The 19,632-nt window shown below is 61.5% G+C and carries 19 protein-coding genes; 17 read left to right on the top strand and 2 right to left on the bottom strand.

The genetic code is table 11. The annotated features are described in order from the left end of the window. Nucleotides 1-5 precede the first annotated feature (5 nt). A complete protein-coding gene (locus tag ACP26L_RS21885) occupies nucleotides 6-914 on the top strand; it encodes a virginiamycin B lyase family protein (protein ID WP_426446338.1) in 909 nt (302 codons plus the stop codon). Further along, on the top strand, nucleotides 911-2,065 hold the full coding sequence (locus ACP26L_RS21880) for an S-layer homology domain-containing protein (protein ID WP_426446336.1): 1,155 nt from the start codon (nucleotides 911-913) through the stop codon (nucleotides 2,063-2,065). The genes ACP26L_RS21885 and ACP26L_RS21880 overlap by 4 nt, the downstream gene beginning before the upstream one ends. 39 nt (nucleotides 2,066-2,104) lie before the next feature. Here ACP26L_RS21880 and ACP26L_RS21875 read toward each other — a convergent pair whose 3' ends face one another. Next, nucleotides 2,105-2,425, bottom strand: a complete 321-nt coding sequence (locus ACP26L_RS21875; RefSeq protein WP_426446334.1) for a hypothetical protein — start codon at nucleotides 2,423-2,425, stop codon at nucleotides 2,105-2,107. A 164-nt stretch (nucleotides 2,426-2,589) separates the two neighbouring features. On the opposite strand from ACP26L_RS21875, the gene ACP26L_RS21870 reads away from it, so the two are divergent. From ACP26L_RS21870 to ACP26L_RS21845, 6 genes are all read left to right on the top strand, one after another. Beyond that, a complete protein-coding gene (locus tag ACP26L_RS21870; protein WP_426455043.1) occupies nucleotides 2,590-3,225 on the top strand; it encodes a DUF975 family protein in 636 nt (211 codons plus the stop codon). A gap of 191 nt (nucleotides 3,226-3,416) precedes the next feature. Continuing rightward, nucleotides 3,417-4,838: a hypothetical protein gene (locus ACP26L_RS21865; protein ID WP_426446332.1), complete on the top strand. Its 1,422-nt coding sequence runs from the start codon at nucleotides 3,417-3,419 to the stop codon at nucleotides 4,836-4,838. Nucleotides 4,839-4,975: 137 nt separating this feature from the next. Then, nucleotides 4,976-6,361, top strand: a complete 1,386-nt coding sequence (locus ACP26L_RS21860; protein WP_426446330.1) for a WD40/YVTN/BNR-like repeat-containing protein — start codon at nucleotides 4,976-4,978, stop codon at nucleotides 6,359-6,361. A gap of 411 nt (nucleotides 6,362-6,772) precedes the next feature. After that, nucleotides 6,773-7,225 carry a nuclear transport factor 2 family protein gene (locus tag ACP26L_RS21855; RefSeq protein ID WP_426446328.1) on the top strand — a complete coding sequence of 151 codons (453 nt, stop codon included), beginning with the start codon at nucleotides 6,773-6,775 and terminating at the stop codon, nucleotides 7,223-7,225. Next, the gene (locus tag ACP26L_RS21850) at nucleotides 7,225-8,097 is read left to right on the top strand and encodes an NAD(P)H-binding protein (RefSeq protein ID WP_426446326.1); all 873 of its coding nucleotides are present in this window, start codon (nucleotides 7,225-7,227) and stop codon (nucleotides 8,095-8,097) included. Before ACP26L_RS21855 ends, ACP26L_RS21850 begins: the two co-directional genes overlap by 1 nt. A gap of 216 nt (nucleotides 8,098-8,313) precedes the next feature. Continuing rightward, nucleotides 8,314-8,997, top strand: coding sequence for an HAD-IA family hydrolase (locus ACP26L_RS21845; protein WP_426455041.1), 684 nt, complete (start codon nucleotides 8,314-8,316; stop codon nucleotides 8,995-8,997). 88 nt (nucleotides 8,998-9,085) lie between these two features. On the opposite strand, the gene ACP26L_RS21840 is transcribed toward ACP26L_RS21845, so the two are convergent. Continuing rightward, on the bottom strand, nucleotides 9,086-9,694 hold the full coding sequence (locus tag ACP26L_RS21840; protein ID WP_426446324.1) for a TetR/AcrR family transcriptional regulator: 609 nt from the start codon (nucleotides 9,692-9,694) through the stop codon (nucleotides 9,086-9,088). A gap of 157 nt (nucleotides 9,695-9,851) precedes the next feature. Between ACP26L_RS21840 and ACP26L_RS21835 the strand changes: the two genes are divergently transcribed. The 9 genes from ACP26L_RS21835 to ACP26L_RS21795 all read left to right on the top strand — a co-directional run bounded on the left by ACP26L_RS21835 (nucleotide 9,852) and on the right by ACP26L_RS21795 (nucleotide 19,417). Further along, entirely contained in the window at nucleotides 9,852-11,393 is a 1,542-nt protein-coding gene (locus tag ACP26L_RS21835; protein WP_426446322.1) for an FAD-dependent oxidoreductase, read from the top strand. 413 nt (nucleotides 11,394-11,806) lie between these two features. Beyond that, on the top strand, nucleotides 11,807-12,520 hold the full coding sequence (locus ACP26L_RS21830; RefSeq protein WP_426446320.1) for a 2OG-Fe(II) oxygenase: 714 nt from the start codon (nucleotides 11,807-11,809) through the stop codon (nucleotides 12,518-12,520). Between the two features lie 263 nt (nucleotides 12,521-12,783). After that, nucleotides 12,784-13,947, top strand: a complete 1,164-nt coding sequence (locus ACP26L_RS21825; protein WP_426446318.1) for a type III polyketide synthase — start codon at nucleotides 12,784-12,786, stop codon at nucleotides 13,945-13,947. Continuing rightward, entirely contained in the window at nucleotides 13,940-14,680 is a 741-nt protein-coding gene (locus ACP26L_RS21820; RefSeq protein WP_426446316.1) for a methyltransferase domain-containing protein, read from the top strand. Before ACP26L_RS21825 ends, ACP26L_RS21820 begins: the two co-directional genes overlap by 8 nt. Further along, nucleotides 14,677-15,813 carry an NAD(P)/FAD-dependent oxidoreductase gene (locus ACP26L_RS21815; protein WP_426446315.1) on the top strand — a complete coding sequence of 379 codons (1,137 nt, stop codon included), beginning with the start codon at nucleotides 14,677-14,679 and terminating at the stop codon, nucleotides 15,811-15,813. The genes ACP26L_RS21820 and ACP26L_RS21815 overlap by 4 nt, the downstream gene beginning before the upstream one ends. A 111-nt stretch (nucleotides 15,814-15,924) precedes the next feature. After that, a complete protein-coding gene (locus ACP26L_RS21810) occupies nucleotides 15,925-16,386 on the top strand; it encodes a hypothetical protein (RefSeq protein ID WP_426446313.1) in 462 nt (153 codons plus the stop codon). 105 nt (nucleotides 16,387-16,491) lie between these two features. Then, the gene (locus tag ACP26L_RS21805) at nucleotides 16,492-17,367 is read left to right on the top strand and encodes a nicotianamine synthase family protein (RefSeq protein WP_426446311.1); all 876 of its coding nucleotides are present in this window, start codon (nucleotides 16,492-16,494) and stop codon (nucleotides 17,365-17,367) included. A 278-nt stretch (nucleotides 17,368-17,645) separates the two neighbouring features. Then, nucleotides 17,646-18,434, top strand: coding sequence for a formate/nitrite transporter family protein (locus ACP26L_RS21800; protein ID WP_426446309.1), 789 nt, complete (start codon nucleotides 17,646-17,648; stop codon nucleotides 18,432-18,434). 59 nt (nucleotides 18,435-18,493) lie between these two features. After that, nucleotides 18,494-19,417, top strand: a complete 924-nt coding sequence (locus ACP26L_RS21795) for an L-lactate dehydrogenase (RefSeq protein ID WP_426446307.1) — start codon at nucleotides 18,494-18,496, stop codon at nucleotides 19,415-19,417. Nucleotides 19,418-19,632 lie beyond the last annotated feature (215 nt).

Here is a 19,632-nt window from a genome sequence, read left to right as displayed (position 1 = left end):
AAGGCGTGCAGGTGAGCATTCAGGAGTATCACATAGAGCCGGAGGGGACGGCCCCTTACGGCATAACGGCAGGGCCGGACGGAGCGCTGTGGTTCACGGAGCAGAAAGGGAACCGGATCGGGCGCATTACCGTGGACGGGGCAATGACCTTCTTCCCGGTGCCTGTGCCGGAAGCGGGGGTGTCCTGCATCATGTCCGGTCCGGACGGCGCCCTGTGGTTCACGGCCTACAAAGCCGGCCGGATCGGGCGGATTACGGTGGAGGGCGCGATTATGGAGTATGAGCTGCCCGAGGCGGGCTCGGCCCCCTTCGGGATCACGCCGGGTCCGGACGGTGCCCTGTGGTTCACCCTGACCGCGGCCGGCCGGATCGGAAGAATCAGCGTGGAGGGGGAGATGACGGAATTCCCTCTCCCCCATACGGGCTGCTTTCCTTCCTTCATCGTCGGGGGCCCGGACGGCGCCCTCTGGTTCACCGAGAATCAGGCGAATGCCATTGGCCGGATCACCACGGAAGGTGAGGTCCGGGAATTCCCTCTGCCGCAGGAGAAGTCGGGGCCCGTGGGCATGGCCTGCGGCCCGGACGGGGCGCTCTGGTTCACGGAGCTGCTCGGAAACCGGATCGGCCGGATCACCACCACCGGGGAGATAAGGGAATATGTGCTGCCCGGGGAAGGGGCGAGGCCGCATGCCATCGTCGCCGGCAGGGACGGTGACCTCTGGTTCACGGAGTGGGGCAGCAGCCGGATCGGCCGCATTACGCTCCAGGGTGAAGTAACGGGGTATGCGATCCCAGCGGATAAGGCCGAGCCGCACGGCATCGCGATCGGCTCCGACGGGGCGGTCTGGTTCGCCGAGGAGTGCGGCCGGATCGGGCGGCTGAACTATGATCTTCCAAGCAGGCCGGCGCCATGATGGGGCTTAGGGGGGAAGACGTGAAGCGGCTGCGGCGCGGACTGCTGGTATCGGCCGCTGCCGCCGGGCTTGCTGCCGGGTGCGGGAGTGCATATGCAGCCGAAGAAGCGAGTGCGGCATCACTGACCGACATCCGCAGCCACTGGGCCGAACAGCCGATTGCCGCGATGGCGGCGGCAGGAATGATCGGAGGCTATCCGGACGGGACCTTCCGGCCCGAGGAGGCGGTTACCCGCGCCCAGTTCCTGAAGCTGGCGGTCACGGCAATGGGGCTCAGCCCTGTGCATGAATCCGCACAGGGCGGGAATCTGTTCGAGGATGTGCCAGCCGGGCAATGGGCGGCGGGGTACGTGGCGGCTGCGCTCAAGCGAGGCATCATCCTCAAAGCCGACTATGCGGAGGGCCATCTCGTTCCGGACGGGGAGGTGACCCGTGCGGAGATGGCCGGCATCCTGGCGAGGGCGCTCGGGCTGAAGGAGCTGACGGACGCCGGAGGCTACACGGATACGCAGGGGCTTCCCGGGGCCGGCTGGATCGGTGCCGCCTCCCGGGCGGGGGTCATGAACGGCTATGAAGACGGTGCCTTCCGGCCCGGCGCTCCCGCCACCCGGGCCCAGGCGGCCGTGACCATCGCCCGGATGGCCGAGTACCTGGAGACAGGCAGCGTGGGGAACCTGCAGGCGGTTCAAGAGGCGGAGGAAGGGGATGGGGCCGAGCTGCTTGATCGCGCGTCCCTTGGTGTCGGCAGGCTGTACGGCACGGAGCTCTTCCTCGGCATGAAGAAGAAGGAGGTAGGGGCCGCGTACGGCGCTCCGCTGTCCAAGGGGGCCAGTGAAGGGGCTTATACGCTGCAGTACCCGCGGATTCTCCAGGGCCGGACGGTGACCCTTCATTTTCCGTATCACTTCGACGAGCTGGAGGAAGAGACCGTCCGGGCGTATTCGCTCCCGCTGGGGGTGAACAGGGAGACGATTACCGGCCGGCTCGGCGAGCCGGAGCGCGAGGGGGAGGACGAGGCGTACGGCGGCTATTACATCTACTACCGGTTCGGAATGTATGATGTGTTCTTTACCTCTGCAGAGCCCGAGGGAGGCGGCCTATTCACGATGAAGGTGATCGACAGGAGCGCTCCTCAGCAGACGGACAAGTGAATGCGTCTGGCGTGAAGCGCCTTATATCGTTCGTCCATATTAATCGTACTTATCCTCGTCGATCCGGCTGACATTCTCGAGAATAAGCTCGGCCTCCGTCTCAAAGTTGAGATGCAGCGGGCCGGGCAGCCGGCCGGTTAAGCTCTCCACTTCCGGCAGCTCCATGAAGGCTTCGAGCGTGCGCGGTGGGTTCTCCAATGCCTGATACCATTCCCGGACGGCATCGATCAGGCGGTAGAAGGAAGACTCGAATTCGCTGGCTTCCGCTTCCTCCCCGCCGCCCCCGGCCCCGGCCATGGCGTTCCAGTTCTCCAAGGTGGTGTGAAGCAGGGATTCGACTTTCTGGTTCATGTGTTTCATGGTCACGCCTCCTTTTCCCCCTATTATATCAAGCCTTAGGCAGAAGTTCACAGGCTCGCGCATGGAAGGGGATGGTAAAAAAGTGCGTGACAAACCTTCGTATATAGCTTACAATATAGGCCGAACAACCTATTTTTTGAAGCAGGGAGCGAACGGTTTTGATCATGACGAACAGCGACATTCGCAAAAGCGCAAGAGAAGCGCTCACGGGAAACTGGGGGCACGGGGTCTTATTCGTCTTTATTACCACTTGTGTTAATGGCTTTTTTTCGTACTTGAGCGATGACCGGGTAGAGGTGTACTGGCTGCTCGCTCTGGTTATCTTCCTGGCAAACGTGTTTTTTTCCACGATGATCACTGTGGCTTACGAAGCTTATTACCTGTCGGTCTCGCGCGGGGACCGGCTGGGGATCGGGCAGGTGACCGATTACAGCTTCAAGCATTTTTGGCCCTTCTTCAAGCTGACGCTCGCCATGGGCATCAAGGTGCTCGCCTGGACGCTGCTGCTCATCATCCCGGGCATTATTGCGGCCATCCGCTACGCCCAGGCGATCAACATCAAGATTGATAATCCGCAAGTCGGCTCCTTCGAGGCGATCCGGATGAGCAGCGGGCTCATGCAGGGGAACAAGTGGAGATATTTCTGCCTGCAGCTCAGCTTCATCGGCTGGGGACTTCTCGCACTGCTGACCCTCGGGATCGGGTATCTTTGGCTGGTATCGTACTACAAAACATCGATGGCGGAATTCTACAACCTTCTGATCTCAAGAGAGGGAAGCCATTCCTCCATCGAACAATAAGGGCTGCTGCACGGATGGAACATGTGAGCGGTGAAGGGAGTCAGCTGTGCTCAGCATCAGCTGACTTTTTTTTGCGGTTTGGGCCATTCCTGACAACATTCGGAGGGGCTGCTGCGTCAATAGATTTATCAACGGGGAACCAGGGGAGGATTTTAGCTATGCATATAAAGCAGCTGCTGCTGTTAGGTTTGATGTCCGCAGTTCTGTTCGGGGGAGGCGCACCGCTGCCCCGGGCTCAAGCTGCAGTGGAGTCGACGCTGAGTCTTCCGTTCTCCATTCAGCTGACCGACCCGTCCACAGCCGTATATCTTGAGCCGGGAGGCAGTCCGCTCTTTGCACTCGCTCCGCAGTTTGTCAAGGTCATCGGGGCGGAAGACGGCTGGGAGCGAAAGCTGATCTATGGGGAGCGGGCCGAAGCCTGGTTCCGGATTGAGACTTACGCGGGAGAGAGATGGATCCGGGTTCAGAATCCTGTACTGGATGACTACGTCTACGAGACGATTCTGCTCACTGGAAATGAGAAGCTGTATGATAGCCCCCTCGGGTCAGGGAAATCCGCCGGGACGCTTGGCGCACAGGCTGTCAGGGCCATCCATGAAGAAAACGGCGCCTTCCGGATTCTCTCCTACAACGGGTATAAGTGGATCTGTCCGGTGCACCGGGTCATCCGGGGATTAGGGCCGCACTCCGTTAACGAATCGTCGATCAACCTAAGTACACGCACGCCTTTCTTCAAGGAACCGGATGCCGGCGGGCCGGTCCAAGGGTGGCTGACTCCTCAATTCCTCCGGACCTATGAGAGCTATGGGGATTGGTTCCTGGCAGACACCTGGAAGGGGACTTATTGGGTCCATTGGCAGATCGGGGACCCCTGGGATTTGAGACAGGAAGAGACGAAGCTGGCGCTTCGGCAAAAGACGGCGGTCTACGAACATCCGGATCACCGGGCACGGAAGCTCGGCGAGCTGTCACCACAGACGGTCGACGTGCTCGAGAGGGGCAGCGGCTGGCACCATATCCGGAGCTCCTGGCTTGGCGATGCATGGATATACGATCCGGGTACCGCCTCCGATCCGCTGACTTACCGGGCCCCGGCGGAGGGGACGACCGTAGAGGTGAAGGGGACCTGGGCTGCACTGCAGCTGGATTCGGGGTCGAACTACGTCTCCGGCTATCCGATCTCGCCCACGCTTGATGTAACCTACGATACGGGCCAGGGGGGGCAGAATGCGGCCTTTCCCTACGGTAATCCTGTTAAGGTTCGCGTCATGGTCTCGAATTCGTCGGAGGAAGCGATACGGCTGGAAGCCTCACAAGATATTCAGGTGGAAATCGTGCGCTTGGACTTCGGGCGCAGCGATGCCGCTGTCGTCTGGACGGGAAGACTGCCGGCCCTGACCGCCTCCTTCACGGGACGGATGGCTTCCCAGGTGCTGGAGTTCGAGTGGGACCAGAAGGACGCCGAAAGGGAGCAGGTGCCTTTCGGCAGGTATGAGATCCGGATCAAGGAAGCGCCGGTTACTTATGTGGAGGAGCGTACGAAGGAGAAGAAGACTCAGCAGCTCCAATCCGATATGCGCTCCCGCAGGCCTATAGGGATTACCGCACCGTAAGGGTCAGCCGGTAGCGTCCTGCGGCGATTTACCCGCTAAGCGTTCCCGCTTTGGGTAAATAGAAGGGAAGGGAGAATTCGTACTGGAATACCGGCACATGAAGGATGACACACCAGGGAAAGAAAGGGGCTTACACCATGCAGAACGATACTACAGCCACTAGCCGTGCGCGCCGCCTGCTCTCCGCCGGATCGCGGCTTCCAAGGGGGCGTCTGCGCCAAGGCAGAACGCACCTCCGGTTCACTCTGCCGCTGCTGCTGCTGGTCCTCGCCGGCTGCACGCAGACGGCGGGCATGACGCCGGACAGCACCGCCGTGCCTCCGCCGAAGACGCCGGACAGCACCGCCGTCACGCCGCCGAAGACACCGGACACCCCATCGGCTGCCGGCGGGGCCAAGGCTCCGGCGGGTGAACCGGCACCGGAGGGGCAGCGCAGAATTCAGGCGCGCCTGACCGGCTTCCATGCCCTCGACGGCCAGACTGCTTATGTCTGGGGGCTGTCTTCGGGGCGGCAGCTTCGGCTCTACAAGACAGCGGATGGCGGAAGCACCTGGATCGAAGCGTCCTCCCCACTCGCGGCCGAGTCCAAGGCCGATCCGGGGCCGGAAGCCTTCCAGGTGCTGGACCGCGAGCATCTGGTCTACACGTCGGCAGGGCACAGCCTGCCGGCCGCGATTGCGATCTCAGCGGACGGGGGGAAGAGCTGGAAAAGCGGTGCCCTGCCGGAGGAGGCCTACGGCGGGGAGACGGTGTTTACTTCGAAGCAGCATGGCTTCCTCGTAGTCCAGCCGGATGCGGCGATGGGCAGCTCGCACAAGCGGGTCTATGAGACAGGGGACGGCGGGCAGACTTGGGCCCTTGTCATGGATAACTCCGTTCTGACGCAGAAACTGTCGGAGGCCGCAGGCGTGCTTCCTTTAGCCGGCTTCGCGAACCGGGGAATCGCGTTCCGAGGCGAGCGTGACGGCTGGCTGCCGCTGGAGTCGCGGGCGCCGGGCAAGGTGACGCTCTTCCGGACGACGGACAAAGCAAGGACGTGGCACGAGGTGCCGCTTGAGGTCTCCTCCAAGGATGTGCAGGGGCAGCCTCAGATCTCTGCTCCGGTATTCTGGAGCGGCGGAGAAGGGGCCGGCTGGATGCCCTATGAATTCTGGCATGAAGATATCGTCAGCCTGGGCGCCTATTTTACTTCGGACGGAGGGGAAACCTGGAAGCTGAAGGCCTTCGGCCCGGAGACGGATGTGCTGTCGGCGATCGGCAGCACCGGACTTACGTTCCAATCCGCCCGGGAGGGCTGGATGTGGAATGGAGCCCATCTGCTCCATACTTCCGACGGGGGTTCCACCTGGGAGCCGCTTGCCGGCAACCGGGTGTGGGAGGACACACTGAAGAGCTTCCCTGAGCTGATGGAGCTGCAGTTCGTGACGCCGGAGAGCGGCTGGGCCTTGGTCCGGAGCGCTAAGGCGGATGCCTCCAGACTGCTGAAGACAGAGGATGGAGGGAAGAACTGGATCGTCTTGTAAACGGCGCCCTGCGGACAGCCGGGAATGAAGGGGCTTGCGTTTGCATCGTTCGAACCGGCCGGCGAAGAGGGATGGAACGGTCACAAGCCTTAGTCGGCATCTTGTGCATCCTATCGAGCTTTGGGAGCAGCGGAATTCGCTGCTCCCTTTTTTCGTTGCACGGAAGAGTTCAGAAGTATACCCGGGCTGGAACTGCTTTGGGAAGGGGATCGGGAAAGGCCTTCAGCCGTGCCCTGATCGTCTCCGCCCGCTTGTCATCGTGCAATTGGGGCGCCTCTCCCTGTAATCAAGCAGGAGTAAAATTTGGCGGATGGTTCCTCTCTTATTTTATTGGACTAATCAGTCAAGAAAATACTTGACCAAATGGTCCGGAAAGAGTAAGATAAAGGCATCACAAAAGGAAAGGATTGGATGACAATGACGGTTAGAGAGGTAGTAACGGCGCAAAGCGGAGGAACGGGAGCCCTGCAGGAGATCATGCGGGGATTTACGGAGTCGCTGATCGAGGGAGATCTCGACCGGTGGTTGGCGCTTTTTCACGAAGATGCGGTGTTCGAGTTTCCCTATGCTCCGGCTTCCATGATCCAGAGGCTGGATGGAAAGGCGGCCATTGAGGCGTACATTCGTCACTTCCCGGAGATGCTGGTCATCCATGAGTTTACCGAGCCGGTGTTTCTCCCTTCGTCCGATCCGGAGTGCGGGGTGGTAGAGTTCGGCTGCCGGGGAGAGAGCGTGCGGAACGGCAAACCGTATGTTCAGAGCTACATCTCCGTCATCCGTCTGAAGGAAGGCCGGATCATTCACTATAAGGACTACTGGAATCCGCTTGCTGCAATGGAAGCTATGGAAGGAGGAGAAGTGTGATGATCCTTGTAACGGGAGCGGCGGGCAAGACGGGAAGCCGGGTGGCGAAGCGGCTGATGGAGCTGGGTTATTCCGTGCGGACGGCGGGGAGAAGCCAGCCGCGGCAGCCGGGGGCGGCAGGAGAGCATGTGTACTTTGATTGGAACGATGCTGGTACGTATGAGGCGGCGCTTCAAGGAGTGGATGCCGTGTATCTCGTGGGACCGCTGATGGTCATGGAACCGGAGAAGATGATGCTGCCTTTCCTGGAGCTGGCATGGAAGGCGGGCGTACGCCGGGCCGTACTTCTCAGCAGTGCTTCCGTGCCGGAAGGCGGTCCGGTGTTCGGACAGGTGCACCGCGCCCTCCGGGAGTCTGCCCCCGAGTGGGCGGTGCTGCAGCCGTCGTATTTCATGCAGAACTTCACGGAGGGCCCGCATGGAGCGGCGATCCGGGAGGGCGGGGATTTGGTGACCGCCGCCGGGGAGGGGCGGGTCGCCTTCGTGGATGCGGACGACATTGCGGAGGTCGCCGTCCGAGCCTTGACGGACCCCGAGCCGCATAATACCGCGCATGTCATCACGGGTCCCGAGGCGCTGACCTACAGCGAAGCGGCGCAGCTCTTGAGCCGGGAGGCGGGAAGAGCGGTACGGCATCTCTCCATCAGCCCCGGGGAGCTGCAGGCCAGGTGGATGGAGATGGGCATGCCCGCAGATTACGCCGGATTCATGGCCGGCCTTGATGAAGGGATCCGCGACCGGGGCGCGGAGAGCCGGGTGACGGATACCGTGGAGCGCGTAACGGGCCGGCCGCCCCGCTCGCTGGAGGCGTTTCTTTCCCGGGCTAACGGGAGGACGGAAAGAAGCGCCGCAGAACGGACCGCAGCGGTCTAAGCAGTGGAATACGGTTTGGAGGAACCTCATTACGATTCCTTGGAAGTGCCGCCCTTTGAGCGGCATTTTCTTTTTTGCCGCCCGCCCTCGCTCTGGAGGTGAACGGGGAGTATGGCTCAGCCAAGCGCAGGCGTGTGGAGTGGAAAGGGACTGTCCTGAGAAGGCGATGTGGTTTTAGTCTTACATAATAAGGGAAACTGCGGATGGAGCGTGGTTATGAATTATTCAGTTATTTTTGATATGGATGGGACGTTGTTTCAAACCGATACCATTCTGGAGCTTTCTCTTGAAGAAACCTTCGATTACTTGAGAGGGGTGAATCAGTGGGAGGGCGAGACGCCCCTTCAGCAGTACCGTGAGATTATGGGGGTTCCTCTGCCGGTGGTATGGAATACATTGATGCCGGATCATTCGGATTCCATCCGCCGCGAAGCAAACGCCTATTTGCAGGAGAAGCTGATCGCCAATATTCGCAGCGGGAAAGGCCAATTGTATCCGGGAGTGCATGAGCTTCTCACCGATCTTAAAAGGAAGGGCCGCTCCCTCTACATTGCCAGTAATGGGGAAGTGGAATACTTGCAGGCGATTGTAGAGCACTATCAACTGGATACTTGGGTTACGAGGACCTTTAGTATCCGGCACGTAGAGACCCAAAGTAAGACGGACTTGGTCGCTCATATTCTCCAAGCTTACGATATCCGGGATGCCGCCGTAGTCGGAGACCGGTTATCGGATATTCAAGCAGCTAAAAAGAACGGGCTCCTCTCGATTAGCTGCCGTTTTGATTTTGCGCAGGAAGAAGAGTTGAGAGAGGCCGATTATGTCGTGAATGATCTTCTGGAGGTTCGGGATTACATAGATGAGGCGGCCTCCCTAGATAAGCGGGGCGCTGTGCGATGAGACGGCTGTGTGAAGAGTCAGCTGTGTGAAGAGACATCGGATGAGAAATGCAAATAAGCTGCCCCCCAAGAGGGGACAGCTTATTCGTTCATGTCCCCGTCCCCCAGTCCAGAACGGAGAGCGTGACTCTGGCGATATCCTGAAGCGTCTGCGGGTCAGCCCCCGAACGGGCCGTGAACACAAGCGACATCCGCGTGTGGTGCAGATAACGGGCGAGGGAGCGGAGCTTCTCATCCGGATACGCATCGGGAGGAAGCTCGCCCTGCTCCCGCGCGCGGAGAAGCGCCCGGTAATGCGCTTCCTCGAGCAGTACCGTGCTCGCCTCCACGATCCGGGCGATCTCCGGATCAAGCGGCGCCTGCTCTACCGCGCTGTTGACGATATAGCACTCGTTGTACAGCTCGGGCTCCTGCAGCACCTCCACCGTTTGCTCGAACATGATGGTGAGCGCCTCCCGGACCGAGGGCGACTCGCTGAGGATACGCACCACTTCGCTGTTTTTTTCGTCAATATACCGGCTGAGCGCCGAGACGAACAATCCCCGCTTCGTACCGTATGTATCATAGAGACTTTGCCGCGCGATCCCCAGCTGGTCGAGCAGCTGCTGCAGCGAGGTTCCTTCGTAGCCGTATTGGCCGAATACTTTCATAGCTTTATATAAGGTTTGCGTCGTATCGAATTCTTTGTTCCTGCCCACTTGACGTCCCTCCTGACTCTCTCATTGTAGCTTCGAACGGTCTGAGCTTCAATAGGAGGGGCTGCAGGTAACGGAGGGATTACCAAATAACGGATAATTTTGGGTTCTAAGGGGAGACTAGCGGGTAAATGCATGTAAAAAAGGAGATTGTGCACAAATGACAACAAACGACGCATCCACCGCACTTCCCCAGTACCCCGAATCCTATTGGCTCGATTCGGCTGACGTGCCGCAGTATCCGAAGCTGTCCCAGGATCTTCATGCGGATGTGGTGATCGTCGGTGCGGGCATCACGGGAATCCTGACCGCCTATCTGCTCGTTCAGAAGGGGGTCAAGGTCACTGTCATTGAGGCGGGACAGGTCCTCTCCGGGACGACGAAGCATACGACGGCCAAAATCACGGCTCAGCACGATCTCATCTATGACGAGCTCATCTCCCACTTCGGCAAAGACAAGGCCCGCCTGTACTATGAGGCGAACCGGGAAGGCCTGGAGCTCATCGCACGGACGGCGGAGGAGCTGGGAATCGACTGCGGGCTGACCCGGGAGGACGCCTATGTCTATACCGCTTCGGACGAGTATATAGACAAGCTGAAGACAGAGGCCAAAGCTTATGAGGAGCTTGGCATACCGGGCGGCTATGTGGAAGGGCTGAAGCTGCCTTTTGCCACCAAGGGAGCCGTTGTCATGAGGAATCAGGCACAGTTCAACCCGGGGATCTTCGTCGCGCAGCTCGCCAAGGAAGTTACATCCCGCGGGGGGCAGATCTTCGGGGAGACGACGGCCGTGAAGGTGACGCCGGGGAATCCGATCTCCTTCACCACGGACAGCGGTCACAAGGTCACCTGCAGCCAGCTTATCTCGTGCTCGCATTATCCGGTCCATGATGCCGGTCACTTCTATTTTGCCCGGATGCATGCCGACCGGTCGTACGCCATGCTCGCCCGGACGAAGGAGGCTTACCCGGGAGGCATGTACCTGAGCGCAGAAGAGCCGAAGCGTTCCCTGCGATCCGTGACGGTGGACGGGCAGCCGATGGTCCTCTTCGGGGGCGAGAGCCACAAGAGCGGGCAGGGCGTCTGTACCTTCCGGTACTATGAGGCTCTGCAGAAGTTCGGGGAAGAGACCTTCGGGCTGGAGGAGATCGCTTACCGCTGGTCGGCCCAGGATCTGACGACGCTCGACAAGGTGCCATATATCGGCCGCATGGGAGAGGACGAGGACAAACGGAATTTGCTCGTGGCGACCGGGTTCAAAAAGTGGGGCATGAGCCATTCGGCCGCAGCCGCCCTCCTCAACAGCAAGCTGGCGACGGGCGAGAGCAGCCCTTATGAGGAGCTGTTCACTCCGTCCCGGTTCCATGCCGATCCGGAGATCCGGGAGTTCGTCACCCATAATGCCAACGTGGCCAAGGAGCTCATTACGGGCAAGTTTCAGTTCCCGCGCGCCAGCGTGGAGGAACTGAAAGCCGATGAGGGCGCTGTCGTCCGGATCCGCGGCCAGCGGGCCGGCGCTTACCGCGATCCTCAGGGGGAGCTGTATCTGGTGGACACGACCTGCACCCATATGGGCTGCGAGGTGGAGTGGAACGAAGCGGAACGCTCGTGGGACTGTCCCTGCCACGGCTCCCGGTTCGCCTATAATGGCGATGTGATCGAAGGGCCGGCGAAACGGAGCTTGGGGAAGGTAGAGCTCTGAGCGAACGAGGCAGCATGGCAGTAAACGAAGCGATAAACGAAGCGATAAACGAAGCGATAAACGAAGCGAAAAACCATCCGGGGGTACGGATGGTTTTTCGTTTGCAGCGAAGTGCGGGCAGGGCCGCCTGGGCAGCCGGACTGAAGTGTACCCTCCTGCAGAGCAGGCGAACGATTATTCATTACGTCAGCCGGGTTTCACCCATTCGAACATCCCCGGACGTTGGTCGCAGGGAGATCATCGGCTTGAGGAGGCCGGGAAGAGGAAGGAAGCGTGGATTCGGAGGAAACCTCGGGAAATCTGTCGATAAGCTGCTGTCATAGCCGGAGACGGTATTCGCAGGGGAGGCCGGGAGGTATACTGGAGCGCAGAACGGGAAGAGACGACCCCGTCACGGAGAAAAGAGGGAGAACATGACGCAAGCATGGGCAGAACGCATCGAAGGCATGGATTGGACCGCGATCGGGCAATCGCTGGAGGAAGAGGGATTCGCCAAGCTGCCCGCACTGCTGGATCAGGAACAATGCAGCCGGATCATCGGCTTGTACGGGCAGGAGGCCTGCTTCCGCAGCACGATCGATATGGCCAGATACCGGTTCGGGCAGGGAGAGTACAAATATTTCGCATCTCCGCTGCCGGAGGAGCTGCAGATCCTGAGGGAGGGGTTGTATCCCGGGCTGGCCCGGACGGCGAACGGTCTCCGTGAGAAGCTGGGGCAGGGTCCCGAGTATCCCGCTGCGCTGGGGGACTTTTTGGAGCGGTGCCATCAGCAGGGGCAGGCGCGCCCCACGCCCCTCATCCTGAAATATGAGCAGGGAGGCTATAACTGTCTGCATCAGGATTTGTACGGCGAAGTCTACTTTCCATTCCAGGCGGTGTTCCTGCTCAATCAGCAGGGAGAGGACTTCACCGGCGGGGAATTCCTGCTCGTCGAGCAGCGGCCCCGGGCCCAAAGCAGAGGCCATGTCATCACCCTGAATCAGGGAGAGGGACTGATCTTCCCTACACGCGAGCGGCCCGTGCGGGGGACACGGGGGTACTACAGGGCCGCACTGCGCCACGGCGTCGGCACCATTGCCTCGGGAACCCGGTACAGCCTGGGGATCGTATTTCATGATGCCAAATAAAAGTAGAGTGAATCACTAGAAATCCTCCAATCCTTGTTTTGATTATAGAGGCTAAACCAGGTTTCAGGAGGGTTATTGGATCTGTATCCTGTAAATACTTGGTGATACAGGCTGGATGTGGTGAATTTGGGTCTGTTCTCTATGGGTCATATGAACAAGGCTGAAGGCCGCCGGAGCATCCGTCTGCTGAGTAAGCAGCATACACATAGGCCTGGTGAATGGAAATCAAGGAAAAACCTACGGCGGAAGAGGAGAGTGCGGACATGCAACAGTCTCAGGCACCGGCTCAGGGAGGTGCGGCGATCCTCGGGATCGGCACCGCGATGCCGGACAATCTTATCGATCAGAAGGTTGTGCTGCAGACGCTTTCGGAGATTATGGGAGAGCGGTCGGACGGATACCGCTGGGCCAAACGGATTTTCAAGCAGTGCGGCGTGGAAACCCGCTATTCGTGTGACCCACGCATTCTGCAGGGGGCCGGCAGCAATCCCTATTTTCGCGCCAGGGAGGAGGGGGACACTCTCGGCACGAAGGAACGCATGGAGGTGTACCGCCGGGAGGCGCTTCCGCTTGCCAGGCGTGCTGCAGCCGAGGCGCTGCAGGACAGCGGGACGGAAGCGGGGGCTATCACCCACCTCATCACCGTGAGCTGCACGGGCCAGTTCCTCCCGGGACTGGACGCTCTGCTGGTGCGCGAGCTCGGCCTGTCCCCGCGGACGAACCGGATTCCGCTGCATTTTCTGGGCTGCGCCGCCGGTCTGAAGGCGATCGCTCTCTCGGGGCAGCTTGCCGCAGCCGATCCGGCAGCCCGCATCCTTGTAGTCAGCGTGGAGCTGTGCAGTCTGCACATTCAGCCGGGCCTCACCCGGGAGGATCTCTTCGCGGCTTCCTTCTTCGGGGACGGAGCCGCTTCCTGCGTCATCGGCCGCCCGAACCGGCGGCATGCGGGCGTCTTCCGGCTGGACGGGGACCGGAGCGTCCTCTTTGCCGGGACGACAGAGGCCATGACCTGGGATGTCGGCAACCACGGCTTCGATCTGTATTTGTCGCAGGAGATCCCGCGACTGCTCGGCGGGAACCTGCCGCCGGAGCTCGAGCTCTTCCTTGGAGGCGGCGAGAGGCCGGCATTCTGGGCGATCCATCCCGGCGGAAGAGGCATCGTCGATACGCTGCAGGAGATGCTGGACCTGACGGACGCCGAAACGGCGTACAGCCGCGGCATCCTGCGGGACTGCGGGAATCTCTCCTCCGCGACGATTTTCTTCGTCCTGCGCACCATGCGGGAGGATCTGCAGAGCAGGGGCAGCGGGCCGGCCGCAGGTACGGCGATGGCCTTCGGGCCGGGCCTAACCGCCGAGCTGGTGCGGCTGACGTATCTGCCGGCCGAAGTACCTGCCGCCGCCAAGGGAGAGGACGTCTATGTATAATGCGCTGAAGGAGCGGGATCTCCGGCCGGAGCTCATGGACGATTTCTCCGAAGGCGGGGAGGACCTGCGGGAAGCGCTCCGCCATCTGAGGCGGCTGAACCGGGTGTTCCGGGCGGCCGCCCCGACCCTGTACGGCGTTCGGCGGCTGTGGGAGGGGGCTGGCCGCCCCAAGACCTTCAGTGTGCTGGACGCGGGCGCGGGCTCCGGCGACGTGAACCGGCGGCTGCTGAGCTGGGCGGAGACCGGCGGGATCGACATGCGGATCACGCTGGCGGACATCACGCAGGAGGCGTGCGACGAGGCGGCGGCCTTATACAAGGACGAACCCCGCATTGAGGTAAGACGCTGCGATGTCCTGGCCTTGGAAGAAGGCTGCGCGGACGTGGTGACGGCCTCGCAGTTCCTGCATCACTTTGACCGGACCGAGCTTCCCGGAGTGGTGGGAAGGATGCTGCAGGGGGCCAGATACGGCGTCGTCATCAACGACATCCACCGCCACTGGATTCCGTGGTCCGCCGTGTGGCTGGCTTCGCGCGTGCTCTCGCGCAACCGCTACATCCGGCATGACGGACCGCTGTCGGTCGCCAAGGGCTTTCGCGCCGGGGACTGGGAGTGCCTGAAGGAGCAGCTGGGCTCCGAAGCCTTTCACTACACCTGGGTCCCGCTCTTCCGCTATGCCGTGGTCATCGGCAGGCCGGCCGGTTGCCCGCCGGAGGGGAGCGGCGCCAGATGAGCGGGATGCGGGATGTAGCGGTGATCGGCGCCGGCATGGGAGGCAGCGCTGCGGCCATGGCACTTGCGGGCGGCGGGTGGGAGGTGCTCCTGCTCGACGCCCGCCGCTTCCCCCGCCACAAGGTCTGCGGCGAGTTTCTCTCGCCGGAGTCCCGCTCGATGCTGGACGCGCTAGGCTTTCGGGAAGCGATCGCTTCCCTCTGTCCTGTCGAGCTCACGCGGGCGAAGCTCTATTGGGGCGGCGGCCCGCCGCTTGAGGTGCCGCTGCCGGGCGGGGCGATCGGGGTTAGCAGACATGCCATGGACCCGGCGCTGCATGCCGAGGTGCGCCGGGCCAGGGCCGAAGTGTGCACGGAGACGGCCGTCACCGCTGTCCGCAGGGAGGGGCAGGGCTATCGGCTGGAGACCCGGTGCGGCGGGGAGACCGGCGTCATCCATGCCCGCGCCGTGATCGGGGCCTGGGGAGGAGGCCCCTCCAGGCTGTCGGCGGTCCGGGCCGCGGATTCCCCTTACGTCGGGGTGAAGGCGCATTTCGAGGGCGTGGCGATGGAGCCGGCCGTCGAGCTGTTCGTGTTCCCCGGAGGCTACCTCGGCATGGCCCCGGTGGAAGGGGGCGGCGTGAACGTGGCCGCTCTGCTGGACAAGGAGGCGTTCGCCGGAGCCGCTGCAGGCCCCGGTGCAGCCGGGCTTTTGCTGGAGGCCGCCGGCCGGCATCCGCAGCTGAAGGCCAAGCTCGCAGCGGCCGCCCCGCTCCCCGGCACAGAGGCGGCGGTCGTTCCGAACCTGCGCCGGCGCCCGCAGGCCTGGGGGGACTTCGCGCACGTCGGCGACGCCTGCGTGACCATTCCGCCCCTCTGCGGGGACGGAATGTCGATGGCGCTCCGCTCCGCCCTGCTCTGTGCCCGGCTGGCCGACGGCTTCCTGCGGGGAAGCCTGACGGAGGAGCAGTGGAGACGGCAGTATGAACGCGGTCTGCGGAGCGAGTTCTCCGGCCCGCTCAGGTGGGGGCATCTGCTGCAGGCGCTGTTCGCCCGGCCGTCTTTGGCTGGACCGGTCATGCGGCTTGCCCGCACCGTGCCCATCCTGCCCGAGCGGCTGCTGCATGCTACACGTCTGAGAGACGCAGGGCTGTAGGGAGTGAAAGAAGCTCAGGACCGCAACAAATCCGGCACGGTGTACGTTGGTTAGATAGAAACGCTGCACACACATCGTTCACTAACTTGCCCCCGGCCGGAGGTGGTCCTCTTGTTCTTCCGCAAATGCCTCGCCGCGTATTTTACCGCGTGGACGCTCGTATATCTCTTCTCCTTCCCGTTTCTTGGGGGGATGGGCGGCGGTCATGCCCTGTCCGACTATATGACGTGGGTGCTGCTTATCGCCGCATACGCCGTGCCGGGCTGTCTGTTCTACGCTGCGCCGTTATCGGCGCTCCTTGAATCCGCCGAACGCAGATGGCTGCCGGGCCATCCCGTCTCCTGGCTGGTGACCGGCAGCCTGCATGTGCTCTTCGGCCTGCTGTGCGGGTTCCCGCTGCAGTCGTCGTTCTTCAGCATTCTGGGCGGTACGGCCGCCGTGGTCTATTACGGCTTCGACCGGCTCATCGCCTGGAGGGGGCCGCATACCGCGAAGCGGGCCCGGGCGGTCTGGGCTGCCGTGCCGATGGCTGTCTTCGGTATCCTGGTGCTGGCGCTGTATGCCGCATCGTGAATCCGAGGCATTTCAGATCCATACTGCGCGTCTAAAAGGCGGACAAGGCGAATATATTGGGGTACGCCCTTCGGGAACGTTAATGGATCGGAGGTTGTCCGCCCCTTGGAATACAATATGCTGGAACCGGCTCCGTGGAGCCTGCCGGATGAAGAAGACCGGCAGGTCGCGGAGCTCATCAGGGTCATCGGAGAGACCTGGGCCAGTCTGAGGAGTGCTCCGCATGGCATCCCTATCCTCCCGGCTGTCAGGGAGGCTGTGGAGAAGCTGAGGCAGCACGTCAGGCAGCCTTATTCGCCGGAGCAGGTACGGCAGGTTCTGGAGCACGGCGACGTATCCCGGCTGCATGCCGGACTGCTTGCGAAGCTGGCGGCCGCCGAGGGGGGCATGGAACTGTCCGATGCCCTGGAGCTTGGCGGCCGTCCCCGGCTGAAGCTGGCTGATCTCGGGGAACTCATCAGCTGGAAAGTCTACGAGACCTTGGTCGGACAAGAAATGGAGCTGCTGGAAGGGCTTCGGCCGGAGCCCGGCCTTCCCATCGCCTTCGTCGGCAGCGGACCGCTGCCGCTGAGTGCGCTGCTCCTCCATCTGAGACTGGGGTGTCCCGTAACCTGCGTCGACAGCGACCCGGAAGCCTGTGACGCCTCTCGGCGTCTGATCGGGAGGCTCGGCCTGGAGGAGGGGATCCGGGTGGTGCGGGAGGAAGGAGCCTTCTTCGACTATGCGCCTTATTCGGCCGTCTTTGTGGCCAGCCTGGTGACCGGGAAAGCCGGCGTGCTGGGGCGCATCCGCAGCACACGCCCGGATGCCGTCCTGGCTGTCCGGACGGCGGAGGGCATGCGCAGGCTGATGTATGAATCCGTGGATGAAGCGGCTCTGGCTGCAGGCGGCTGGGTGCTGCTCGGGCGGACGCACCCGGCCGAGCGGGTCGTCATCAATTCGACGCTGTTCTGCCGGAACAGCGCATGCCGCCAGGTCTAGCCGGACGGATATGTGCAGGAGAAGGGGGGCGTCCGCAAGCGCGTACAGCCGCCTTGGGCCCGGGAAGCCGGGAAAGCTGGCTGGAATCCGCTCCTTGAAGCCGGACGCCCTGCCATGATGTCATGGAACCAATTCACTGGCTGTGCAGACCTCCGGAATCCCAAGGGAGGTCTATTTTTTGTCCGTATACCGTTACGGAATCTTAACGTCACCTGCTGAATAGCCCATGGTATCCTTGGGTAATATATGGCAATCCTATTTGGTTTGGCGGTGAAGCCATGGAGCAAGAACCGCTGCTGAAGGTCGAGCAGCTGGCGCTCAAGAAGCGGAAGATTTATAAGCAAAGCCTGCTGCGGTATCTCTCAAGATCGGCGCTTGCCAGCATGTTCATCGGTTTTGGTGTCATCGTGGCGTTCCGGACGGGCAGCTTTTTCTATCTCGAGCACTCCCCGTTCACCTACCCGATGGCGGCCCTTACGTTCGGGGCGGCGATCATCCTGATCGCCTACGGAGGAGGGGATCTGTTCACCGGCAACACGTTCTACTTCACGTATGCGGCCCTGCGCCGCCGGATCCGCTGGATCGAGGCGGTTAAGCTGTGGGCGGCGAGCTACGCGGGCAACATTCTCGGCGCTGCGGTATTCGCGGGGCTGATCTACCTTACAGGGTTGTTTCGGGACAACAGTGTCAATGCCTTCCTGCTCAGCGTGGTCGACAAGAAGATGCATGCGCCGGTGCTGGAGCTTTTCTTCCGTGCGATTCTGTGTAACTGGCTCGTCTGCCTGGCCTTCTTCATTCCGATGTCCTTCAAGAATGACGGTCCCAAGATGTTCGCCATGATGCTGTACGTCTTCTGCTTCTTCATCTCGGGCTATGAGCACAGCATTGCCAATATGTGCACCTTTGCCATTGCACTGGTGCTCCAGCATCCGGGCACGATCTCCCTGGAAGGCGTGATCTATAATCTGATTCCGGTGACGATCGGCAATTTTATCGGAGGTTCGCTGCTGATGGCGGCGATGTATTATTATGTCAACAAGCCTTTCCTGGACGAGCAGGAAGGGTAGTGGCAGGAGAGAAGGCGGCCGCAGACGGGTCCGCCCCGATTTTGAGCTGGAAAGGATGAATGAATGTGAAAAAAGCAACCCGGATTGCAGTAATCGGCGTAGGCGCGGTAGGTTCGACTTCGGTGTATACCCTGCTGCTGCGCGAGAGAGCGGATGAGCTGGTGCTCATCGATGCCAACCATGAGAAGGCAGTCGGCGACGCGCTGGACATGAACCACGGGATGCCGTTCCTGGGCCGCACGAAGGTATGGGCCGGCACTTACGAGGACTGCCGGGACGCTGAGATTATCGTGATTACGGCGGGAGCCGCCCAGAAGCAGGGCGAGACCCGGATCGATCTGCTGAAGCGCAATGCCTCGATCTTCGACAGCATCCTCAGTGAGGTGACAAAGGTCAATACCCACGGCATCCTCCTGATCGCCACGAACCCCGTGGATGTGATGAGCTACCTGTCGCTCAAGAAGTCCCAGTGGCCAGCGCACCGGGTTATCGGTACGGGCACCCTGCTAGACAGCGCCCGCTTCCGTTATTTGATCGGCGAGCATCTCAGCATCGATCCACGCAGCGTGCATGCGCATATCATCGGAGAACACGGAGATTCGGAGGTGCCGGTATGGAGCCTTGCGAATGTAGCGGGGACCGAGCTTGGGATCGGAGAGGAAGCCAAAGAGGGCATCTTCACGAATACCCGGGATGCCGCTTACCAGATCATCTCGGCCAAAGGGGCTACTTACTACGCCATCGCCCTGGCGATCGACCGGATCTGCACGGCCATCCTCCGGGATGAAGGGGCCGTCCTGAACGTATCGACCCTGCTGGAGGATTACCATGGGGTGTCCGATGTCTATCTTGGAGTCCCCTGCATCGTGGACAAGCAGGGGGTGCGCTCGGTCATGAAGCTGAAGCTGTCGGATGAGGAGACCGCGGGGCTGCATCGGTCGGCGAAGAAACTGCGGGATATCCTGGATTCTATTGAAGTGTAGGAGGCAAGGCGGATCGGCGGAGTAGGGCAGGGGGTCAGCTCGGAAGTGAAAAAAACGCGAGACCGCAAAAGTCCGGCCCAAGCAGGCGGTATGCCTGCTTGGGCCGGACTTTTGGTGTACGCTGACGAGAAGGGTTAAATTCCAGGATATTCGGCAGCTGGGCCCTGTCGGGACCGGCGCGGATGGTCTTCCCTGATGGAGAGGCCGGTTATCCC

This window comes from Paenibacillus sp. S-38, assembly GCF_049942825.1.
GTDB lineage: Bacteria > Bacillota > Bacilli > Paenibacillales > NBRC-103111 > Paenibacillus_G.
The sequence above is the reverse complement of the archived record's forward strand: the minus strand, read 5'-3'. Positions and strand labels throughout refer to the sequence as shown.

Coding starts and splice junctions, on each gene's coding strand:
- ACP26L_RS21880 (WP_426446336.1), top strand. CDS start 911: ATGATGGGGCTTAGGGGGGAAGACGTGAAGCGGCTGCGGCGCGGACTG.
- ACP26L_RS21875 (WP_426446334.1), bottom strand. CDS start 2,425: ATGAAACACATGAACCAGAAAGTCGAATCCCTGCTTCACACCACCTTG.
- ACP26L_RS21870 (WP_426455043.1), top strand. CDS start 2,590: ATGACGAACAGCGACATTCGCAAAAGCGCAAGAGAAGCGCTCACGGGA.
- ACP26L_RS21865 (WP_426446332.1), top strand. CDS start 3,417: ATGTCCGCAGTTCTGTTCGGGGGAGGCGCACCGCTGCCCCGGGCTCAA.
- ACP26L_RS21860 (WP_426446330.1), top strand. CDS start 4,976: ATGCAGAACGATACTACAGCCACTAGCCGTGCGCGCCGCCTGCTCTCC.
- ACP26L_RS21855 (WP_426446328.1), top strand. CDS start 6,773: ATGACAATGACGGTTAGAGAGGTAGTAACGGCGCAAAGCGGAGGAACG.
- ACP26L_RS21850 (WP_426446326.1), top strand. CDS start 7,225: ATGATCCTTGTAACGGGAGCGGCGGGCAAGACGGGAAGCCGGGTGGCG.
- ACP26L_RS21845 (WP_426455041.1), top strand. CDS start 8,314: ATGAATTATTCAGTTATTTTTGATATGGATGGGACGTTGTTTCAAACC.
- ACP26L_RS21835 (WP_426446322.1), top strand. CDS start 9,852: ATGACAACAAACGACGCATCCACCGCACTTCCCCAGTACCCCGAATCC.
- ACP26L_RS21830 (WP_426446320.1), top strand. CDS start 11,807: ATGACGCAAGCATGGGCAGAACGCATCGAAGGCATGGATTGGACCGCG.
- ACP26L_RS21825 (WP_426446318.1), top strand. CDS start 12,784: ATGCAACAGTCTCAGGCACCGGCTCAGGGAGGTGCGGCGATCCTCGGG.
- ACP26L_RS21820 (WP_426446316.1), top strand. CDS start 13,940: ATGTATAATGCGCTGAAGGAGCGGGATCTCCGGCCGGAGCTCATGGAC.
- ACP26L_RS21815 (WP_426446315.1), top strand. CDS start 14,677: ATGAGCGGGATGCGGGATGTAGCGGTGATCGGCGCCGGCATGGGAGGC.
- ACP26L_RS21800 (WP_426446309.1), top strand. CDS start 17,646: ATGGAGCAAGAACCGCTGCTGAAGGTCGAGCAGCTGGCGCTCAAGAAG.
- ACP26L_RS21795 (WP_426446307.1), top strand. CDS start 18,494: ATGAATGTGAAAAAAGCAACCCGGATTGCAGTAATCGGCGTAGGCGCG.